The sequence below is a fragment of the Nocardioides sp. genome, from assembly GCF_004803405.1.
Lineage (GTDB): Bacteria > Actinomycetota > Actinomycetes > Propionibacteriales > Nocardioidaceae > Nocardioides > Nocardioides vastitatis.
The window spans coordinates 1-7,722 of the sequence record NZ_SSXI01000099.1 but is presented as its reverse complement, the minus strand read 5'-3'; the positions used below and the strand labels follow the sequence as shown (position 1 = coordinate 7,722).

General features: G+C 71.4%; 10 protein-coding genes. 4 read left to right on the top strand and 6 right to left on the bottom strand.

Annotated features, from left to right (window positions below; all coding sequences use genetic code 11):
- On the top strand, positions 1 to 556 hold a 556-nt coding region (locus E7Z54_RS07325), incomplete at its 5' end, for a PASTA domain-containing protein (RefSeq protein ID WP_136432404.1).
- Entirely contained in the window at positions 553 to 2,478 is a 1,926-nt protein-coding gene (gene pknB / locus E7Z54_RS07320) for a Stk1 family PASTA domain-containing Ser/Thr kinase (RefSeq protein ID WP_136432402.1), read from the top strand. The genes E7Z54_RS07325 and pknB, both read left to right, overlap by 4 nt.
- Positions 2,479 to 2,502: 24 nt before the next feature.
- On the opposite strand, the gene E7Z54_RS07315 is transcribed toward pknB, so the two are convergent.
- Positions 2,503 to 3,303, bottom strand: coding sequence for a DUF881 domain-containing protein (locus tag E7Z54_RS07315; RefSeq protein ID WP_136432400.1), 801 nt, complete (start codon positions 3,301 to 3,303; stop codon positions 2,503 to 2,505).
- A gap of 82 nt (positions 3,304 to 3,385) precedes the next feature.
- Here E7Z54_RS07315 and E7Z54_RS07310 point away from each other — a divergent pair, with 82 nt between their 5' ends.
- The gene (locus E7Z54_RS07310) at positions 3,386 to 3,892 is read left to right on the top strand and encodes a cell division protein CrgA (protein ID WP_240769562.1); all 507 of its coding nucleotides are present in this window, start codon (positions 3,386 to 3,388) and stop codon (positions 3,890 to 3,892) included.
- 149 nt (positions 3,893 to 4,041) lie between these two features.
- Here the strand turns inward: E7Z54_RS07310 and E7Z54_RS07305 are convergent, their stop codons facing one another.
- Both E7Z54_RS07305 and E7Z54_RS07300 read right to left on the bottom strand, forming a co-directional pair.
- Positions 4,042 to 4,950: a rhomboid family intramembrane serine protease gene (locus E7Z54_RS07305; RefSeq protein ID WP_240769561.1), complete on the bottom strand. Its 909-nt coding sequence runs from the start codon at positions 4,948 to 4,950 to the stop codon at positions 4,042 to 4,044.
- A gap of 10 nt (positions 4,951 to 4,960) precedes the next feature.
- Positions 4,961 to 5,470 (bottom strand): peptidylprolyl isomerase, encoded by a 510-nt coding sequence (locus E7Z54_RS07300; RefSeq protein ID WP_136432399.1) that lies wholly within the window; start codon positions 5,468 to 5,470, stop codon positions 4,961 to 4,963.
- Between the two features lie 138 nt (positions 5,471 to 5,608).
- Here E7Z54_RS07300 and E7Z54_RS07295 point away from each other — a divergent pair, with 138 nt between their 5' ends.
- Positions 5,609 to 5,929, top strand: coding sequence for a hypothetical protein (locus E7Z54_RS07295; RefSeq protein WP_136432397.1), 321 nt, complete (start codon positions 5,609 to 5,611; stop codon positions 5,927 to 5,929).
- A 1-nt stretch (position 5,930) separates the two neighbouring features.
- Here the strand turns inward: E7Z54_RS07295 and E7Z54_RS07290 are convergent, their stop codons facing one another.
- From E7Z54_RS07290 to E7Z54_RS07280, 3 genes are all read right to left on the bottom strand, one after another.
- Positions 5,931 to 6,266 (bottom strand): DUF3817 domain-containing protein, encoded by a 336-nt coding sequence (locus tag E7Z54_RS07290; RefSeq protein ID WP_136432395.1) that lies wholly within the window; start codon positions 6,264 to 6,266, stop codon positions 5,931 to 5,933.
- Positions 6,263 to 7,057, bottom strand: coding sequence for an SURF1 family protein (locus tag E7Z54_RS07285; RefSeq protein ID WP_136432393.1), 795 nt, complete (start codon positions 7,055 to 7,057; stop codon positions 6,263 to 6,265). Before E7Z54_RS07285 ends, E7Z54_RS07290 begins: the two co-directional genes overlap by 4 nt.
- A 110-nt stretch (positions 7,058 to 7,167) precedes the next feature.
- Positions 7,168 to 7,722: class F sortase (locus E7Z54_RS07280; protein ID WP_206056063.1), on the bottom strand; the 555-nt coding region annotated here is incomplete at its 5' end.

Here is a 7,722-nt window from a genome sequence, read left to right as displayed (position 1 = left end):
GATCCGCCGGCTGGAGACGCCCGCGGCCTACGCCGGCACCCAGGACACCGACCGCCGCCGGTCGCCGTGGCCCGCCGCGGTCGCGGTGCTCCTGCTCGTGATCGCCGCCATCGTGGTCGCCGCTCTGCTGCTGGGCAACGACGACGAGGAGCCCGCCGCCGCGGACCCCACCACGACGCCGGCGACCAGCGCGACCACCGAGTCGTCCTCGCCGACCGAACCGACGACCACGCAGACGACCGAGGACACCACGGTGCAGGTGGACGCCGACGACTACATCGGCCGCGACTACCGTGAGGTCGAGGACGAGCTGTCCGACCTGGGGCTCCACGTGCGGCTGCAGCCCCAGGACAACGACGGCTCCCAGGAGCCCGACCTGGTCAGCCAGGTCGACCCGTCGGGCACGCTGCAGGAGGGCGACACCGTCACCGTGCACTACTGGGGATCGGCCCCGCCGCCGCCACCGACGACCACCGAGACCACGCCCACCGAGACGACGACGCTGCCGACCGAGGTCACCACCAGCCCGGCGGCCGGGGAAGGAGAGACCGGATGACCACACCTCCGACCGGCTCAGCCTCGGGTCGGCCGACGGTGGGCGACCGCTACGAGCTGGCCGAGCTGCTCGGCCGCGGCGGCATGGCCGAGGTCCGCAAGGGCACCGACACCCGCCTGGGCCGCGTGGTCGCGGTGAAGCGGCTGCGCACCGACCTGGCCAGCGACCCGACCTTCCAGGCCCGGTTCCGCCGGGAGGCGCAGTCCTCGGCATCCCTGAACCATCCCGCCATCGTCGCCGTCTACGACACCGGCGAGGAGCGGACCACCCACCCGGACGGCACCAGCGAGGTCGTCCCCTACATCGTCATGGAGTACGTCGCCGGGCGGACCCTGCGTGACGTGCTCCGCGAGGGACGGAAGATCCTCCCCGAGCGCGCGCTCGAGATCACCAGCGGCGTGCTCTCCGCGCTCGACTACAGCCACCGCGCGGGGATCATCCACCGCGACATCAAGCCCGGCAACGTGATGCTGACCCCGTCGGGCGACGTGAAGGTGATGGACTTCGGTATCGCGCGGGCGATGAGCGACGCGCAGTCGTCGATGACACAGACCGCGGCGGTGGTGGGCACCGCGCAGTACCTCTCGCCCGAGCAGGCCCGCGGCGAGACCGTCGACTCCCGCTCGGACGTCTACTCCGCCGGCTGCCTCCTCTACGAGCTGCTGACCGGTCGGCCGCCGTTCGTGGGGGACTCGCCGGTCGCGGTCGCCTACCAGCACGTGCGGGAGCCAGCCGTGCCCCCCTCGCACCACGACGGCGACCTCACGCCGGAGATCGACGCCATCGTGATGAAGGCGCTCGCGAAGCGCGTCGAGGACCGCTACCAGTCCGCCGCGCAGATGCGCGCCGACATCGAGCGCTACCTCGCCGGCCGCCCGGTCCAGGCCGTGGTCGCCGGTGCCACGTCGGAGACTGCGGCGGTCACGCCCGCTCCGCCGCCGCTCTCCGACGCCGAGACGGCGGTCCGGCCCGCCGTGCCCGCGGCCCGCGACGACGACCCGCGCAACCGGGTCGGGCTCTGGGTGGTGCTCGGCCTCCTGGTCCTGGCCCTGATCGCGACCGCCTACCTGGTGTGGCCCAAGCTCTTCGACAACACCGCGCCCGACGTGCGGGTGCCCGACGTCTTCCGGATGAGCGAGGACGACGCGCGCAACGCGATCGGCGACGCCGGGCTCGGGGTCGGCACGGTGAGCATGCGCAACGACGACGAGATCGCGGCGGGCCTGGTCATCGAGCAGGACCCCACGGGCGGCGACTACGTCCCGGCCTCGACCAAGGTCAGCCTCGTGGTCTCGCTCGGGCCCGGTGAGTTCTCCCTGCCCAAGGTCACCGACCAGCTCAGACGCCTGGCGGTCCGCGAGCTGGTCGGCGCCGGGATCGCGCGCGGCAACATCACCGAGACCGAGTGCGACACCGACGAGCCCAAGGGCACGGTGGTGGAGCAGACCCCGGCACCCTTCACGTCCGTGGACCGCAATGCCACCGTGGAGCTGTGCATCTCCGACGGCCAGGAAGAGATCCCCGACGTGGTCGGCAGGCGGCAGGCAGTGGCGATCAGCATGATCAAGGACGCGGGCTTCAACCCGGTCGTCCGCCAGGCGGCCGCCGACGACGACAGCCAGCCGAAGGGCCGGGTCACCGAGCAGGTGCCTGCTCCGCACGAGCTGCGCGACCAGGGCACGGATGTGGTGATCTTCGTGTCCGTCTACGAGGAGCCGCCACCGCCGGTCGACACCGACCAGGACGGCCTCACTGACTCCGAGGAGACCGCCGCGGGGACCGATCCGAACAACCCCGACAGCGACGGCGACGGCATCCAGGACGGCCAGGAGGTCAGCGACGGGACGGACCCGAACGACCCGTTCGATCCGGTGCCGACGACCGATCCCACCGGCGGCGGCGGTGACGGCGGCGGCGGGTAGTCGCCGACCTGTTCCGCGGTCCGGTCAGCGCAGCGGCTCGGCGTACTGCACGTCGACGACGCCGTCGTACGCCGGGGCGTCGATCTCGTCCTGGAGCTCCATGGTCCAGCCGATGGCGTACGTCGGGTCGGCCGCGTCGTTGCGATAGCCGCTCACCAGGGAGTCGGCCTGGAGGGCCGCCATGAGCGCAGTCTGGTCGCCGACCGCCTCGATCTCGTAGGGCTGGGGGTAGGGCACTCCTTGGAGCTGGACGACCGGGCCCTCGCACTTGATGCCCGTCGTGGAGATCACCCGCTGGCCCTCGATGGTGACCGCGGTGGCACCGCCGGTCCAGAGCGCGTTGACGACCGCCTGGATGTCCTGCTGATGCACGACGAACCGTTGGAGGTTGATCGGCTCCTCGTCGCCGTCCAGGTCCTTGTTGTGCTCGACCGCCTCCTGGAGCAGCTCGGCGGGCGAGTCGAACAGGGTGATCCTCACGCCGGGCCCCTTCCGTGGCGTCAGCCCGGCGGGGTCGCTCAGCTCGGCGACCTCGCCTCGGGCGCGGTCCACGCCCTCGTCGCTGACGTCGCCGCCCAGTCGGTCGACCTCGGCAGCGAGCTCCTTGTAGCGCTCCTCGATCTCCTCGTAGCTCGCCGCCTCCCCCTCCACCAGCGTCGCCAGGTCGGTGTAGCGGCCGGGCCGCAGGTCGGCCCCGTCGCTGTTCGTCGCCGACACCGCCATCAGCGCGCCGCTGAGCAGGGCGACCACGGGAGTGCCGACCCGCCAGGCCAGGGATCGGCTCGAGCGGCGGCCGGTCGGTCCGCCGGAGTGCGCACCCGTCATACTGACAGTGTCCCCTACTGTCCTCGACAGCGTGACGTCGCACGCGACACGCTCGGACGATCAAACGAATGAGGAGCGATCCGTGGCCAAGCTGCACCGCCTGTCGAAGCGCAAGGAGCGCGAGGTCTTCGCCGACCCCGACCGCGGCCCGGTCATGAGCATCCGGTTCGCGCTCGCGCTGCTGCTGATCGTGGGCGGCATCACCTGGATCCTCTACTACTACTTCGGCGTTCGGCCGCTCGACGGATTCGGCAGCATCAACGCCGACGGCCAGCCCAACCAGCCCACCGGGCCGACCTTCCTCCAGGACCTGGAGGGCAAGAACTACCTGATCGGCTTCATCGCGCTGTTCCTCGGCCTGACCATCGCCGCGCACCCCTCCACGCCACTGGGTCGCGGCCGCGGCGTCGTGGTCGGCATGCTGGCGTGCTTCCTGATCGGCCTGCTGTGGATCTGCGTCTTCTACATCTTCCTCACCGGCGAGAACCCCAAGGACATCCCGATCTTCAACGACCTCGGCCAGAAGAACCTCTTCGTCGGCATCTCGTTCATGGCCGTGGGTTTCGCCTTCGCCACCCGCTGGGAGTGAACCGCGCCTCGACCGCGCACGCCTCGTTGAGCGCCCGCTGACCCCACGGTCGGCGGGCGCTCGCACGTTGTCCACAGGTTCCTCCACAGCTGGGGAGAACTACACCTGTGTAGTTCCTCCACATCGGTGGAGAACCCTGGGGATATCCGCTATTGCAGCGTCAGGGTCCGCACCACGGTGGCCGCGACCAGCACCAATGCCAGTGCGGCGAGCCCGGCTGTTTGCAGCACCGTGCGTCGCTCCTTCGGCGCGAACACCAGGATCGCGGCGATCAGCGCACCTCCGGCGAGTCCCCCGAAGTGCCCCTGCCAGGAGACGTTGGGCACGGTGAAGGTGATCACCACGTTGAGGCCGATCCAGAGCATCAGCCCCTGCACCTGGCCGCCGACCTTGAGGCCGACGACCAGCAGGCCACCCAGCAGCCCGAAGATGGCGCCGGACGCGCCCACGGTGGCGCCGTACTCCGCCGACAGCCAGTAGACGGCCACGGAGCCGGCGAGGCCGGACAGCAGGTAGAGGACCAGGTACCGCACCCGGCCCAGCACCGCCTCGAGCTGCGGACCAAGGATCCACAGGGCGAGCATGTTGAAGCCGATGTGCCACGGCTGGACGTGGGTGAACATCGAGGTGAGCAGCTGCCAGTAGGCACCGTCGCTGACGCCGCTCACCCAGTAGCCGCCCGCGCCGCAGCGCCGCTCGGTGATCGCCTGGAGGCCGTCGCCGACCTGGCACACGCCCCGCGCACGCAGGGCGAGCAGGTCCATCAGCCGGGAGCCGAATCCGCCGCTCGCCATGATCGCGATCCACACCAGGGCGTTGATACCGATCAGCACCTTCGAGGCGAGACCGGGGTTCGCGGAGCGCTTGCCACCGTAGGGCCCCTTGGCCTGGCGCACGGACCGGCGGCCCTCGGCCACGCACTCGGGGCACTGGAAGCCCACGGACGCGTCGTTCATGCAGTCCGGGCAGATGCTGCGCTCGCAGCGCTGGCAGCGGATCCAGGTCTCGCGGTCGGGGTGCCGGTAGCAGGTCGGCACCCCGACCGAGGGTTCGTTCACGAGCGGTGGGTCAGCCCTTGATCTCGACCGACTCGATGACGACCGGCTCGACCGGGCGGTCCTGACGACCGGTCGGCACCGCGGCGATGGCGTCCACCACGTCGCGGCCCGCCTGGTCGGCGACCTCGCCGAAGATCGTGTGCTTGAAGTTCAGCCAGGTGGTGGCGCCGACTGTGATGAAGAACTGCGAGCCGTTGGTGCCCGGGCCGGCGTTGGCCATCGCGAGCAGGTAGGGCTTGTCGAAGGTGAGCTCGGGATGGGGCTCGTCCTTGAACGTGTAGCCCGGCCCGCCGGTGCCGGTGCCGAGCGGGCAGCCGCCCTGGATCATGAAGCCGGGAATGACCCGGTGGAAGGTGAGGCCGTCGTAGAACCGGCCGGACCGACCGTTCCCGGCGTCGTACTCCTTCTCGCCGGTCGCGAGACCGGTGAAGTTCGCGACCGTCTCCGGAGCGTGGTTCGGGAACAGGTTGACGGTGATGTCGCCCTTGTTCGTCTTCAGGACGGCCTGCGTCTCTGCCATGGGGAACGCCTCATTCTGCATCTGCGGTTGGGAACGCCTCGATCCTACGGGTGCCTGTGGCGACGCGCTGTCGCACATGGTGGGATGGTGGGAAGGGGTCCGACCGGACCAGGACAGGTACGTCTAAGGAGTGTCGGGATGAAGAAGCTGAAGACGCTGGTGCTCGTCGGTGCGTTGGGTGGGATCGTGGCCGCGGTGGCGAAGAAGCTGCAGGCCGGGGGTGCCGGCACCGGCTCCAGCTGGCAGTCGGCGACCGGCTCCCGCCCGAGCGCTTCTGAACCGCCCCCGGCCCCGATGGACGTGGACGCAGCGCCCGAGGAGGTGCTCGTCGACAACGCGCCCGCCCCCGCGGACCTGCCCGATGAGCTGCCCGAGGACTCGGCCGAGCGCCTCGCGCCGGACCCGCTGACCGACCCGCTCCCCGAGGTCACCGGGGAGGACGACGAGCCCCGGCTCTGACTCAGGAGCCGACGAGCTCCGGGTGCTCGGCGCGCAGGCGATCGGCCACCCGGCGCTCGACCCAGAAGATCAGGCCGGGGATGAGGCCTGCCACCAGCATCAGCAGGAACTGCGGCATCGTCCAGCGCGCCTTCTGGGTGAGCACGAACGCGATCGCCACGTAGACCATGTAGATCCAGCCGTGGATCAGCCAGATCGGGGTGAGGTCGTCGCCGACCTGCTGCAGGGCGGATCCGTCCTCGAGCAGGTACTTGAGGATCGAGCCGATCGTTCCGACGGCGAGGAGCACGCCGACCACGAGTGCGAGGACGCGGTAGACGTTGAACAGGGTCTTCACTCGCCCGAGAGTACGGCGTCCTCGGGGTCGTCCCCGGCGCCGGCCTCCTGGGCCGGGGGTAGCCGCGTGGCGTCGCGCACGTAACGCCACCAGATGAACCCGGCGAAGGCCGCGAACACCCACCACTCGATCGCGTAGAGCAGGTTCCGCAGCGCGGTGAACCGGCCCGCCGGCGGCAGCTGGTCGAGCGTCGCGGGGGCCAGGCCGGCCGCCGCGTCCGTCTGCGTGGGCGCACGGGCCACGACGTAGGCGCCGTAGAGGTCCTGGTCGACCCGCTGCACGATGTCGGCGATCCGCAGCTGCGGAAGGACGTCGTCGGACGGGTCGTCGTCGGCCATTCCGCTGCCCTCGGGCGGCTGCAGCCAGCCGACCAGCTCGGCCTCACCGGGATCGGGAGCAGGGAGGTCCGCGACGTCGGTGTCGTCGGGCACCCAGCCGCGCACCACCGGAACGGCCGGATCAGCTGGCCCACCGACGGTCAGCGGCGTGACCACCCAGCGGCCGGCGCGGCCGTCCTCGTCCTCGCGGCCGGTGACCAGGGCGGTCCCCTCCGGCAGCCAGGTCCCGGCGAGCCGCACCGGGCGGCCGACGTCACCGGCCGGGAACGGGTCGTCCGGTCCGAGCACCTCCGCCAGCGGGACGGGCTCCGCCTCGGTCAGGTCGACCCGCTCGGCCGCGCGGCGCTCCTGCCACGCGTCGTGCTGCCACACGCCCATCCCGGTCGCCGCCGCCACGCAGATCAGCCCGAGCAGGTGCGCACCCCACATTCGGAAGCTCCACCATCGGACCACCCCCGCAGCCTACGAGTCGACCGCTGACCGTCGGCGGGCGACTCCTCGGACCCGCGCCGAGGTCAGACCCGGCTCCCGGCAGGAACGGACCCCCGGGCACCGGGACCCGCTCAGGACCGGACGACCGGCTTGGCGAACCAGATCGTGCGGTGCGACCAGTCCCCGGGGCCCCGGCGCCTGCCGGAGCAGACGAGGATGGCCAGCCGGGAGGGACCGGAGTTGGAGTAGTAGCCGTGGAGCCAGCCCCCGGGGCGGACCCGGACGCGTTTCACGACGCGGTAGCACAGCCGTTGGCCCTGCGGGCCGGCGACGACGATCCGGTCGCCGGTGTGGAGGCGGCGGAGCAGTCGGTTGCCGAGCGCGGTGCCGTAGGCACCGCTCCAGGGGTAGGTGTGCGCGTTGAGCCGCACCACGCCGTACCGCTCGCCGGGGCGGATCCCGGAGGCGCGGTCCCAGGCGAACTGCCATCGTCCGCGGGCGGTCAGCGGTGGCGTCCTGGGGGTCCCGTAGCGGTCGCGTCCCAGGGCGAGCACCCGGGCGTTGGTGATCACGCCGGGGATGGTGACCGACGCCGGTCGGAATCCCCGGTTGACGGCACGGCACACGGCTGCGCGGGAGGCCTGTCTCGTCGGCACGGCCTGTGCGCCGGCCGCCGCCGCCGGTCC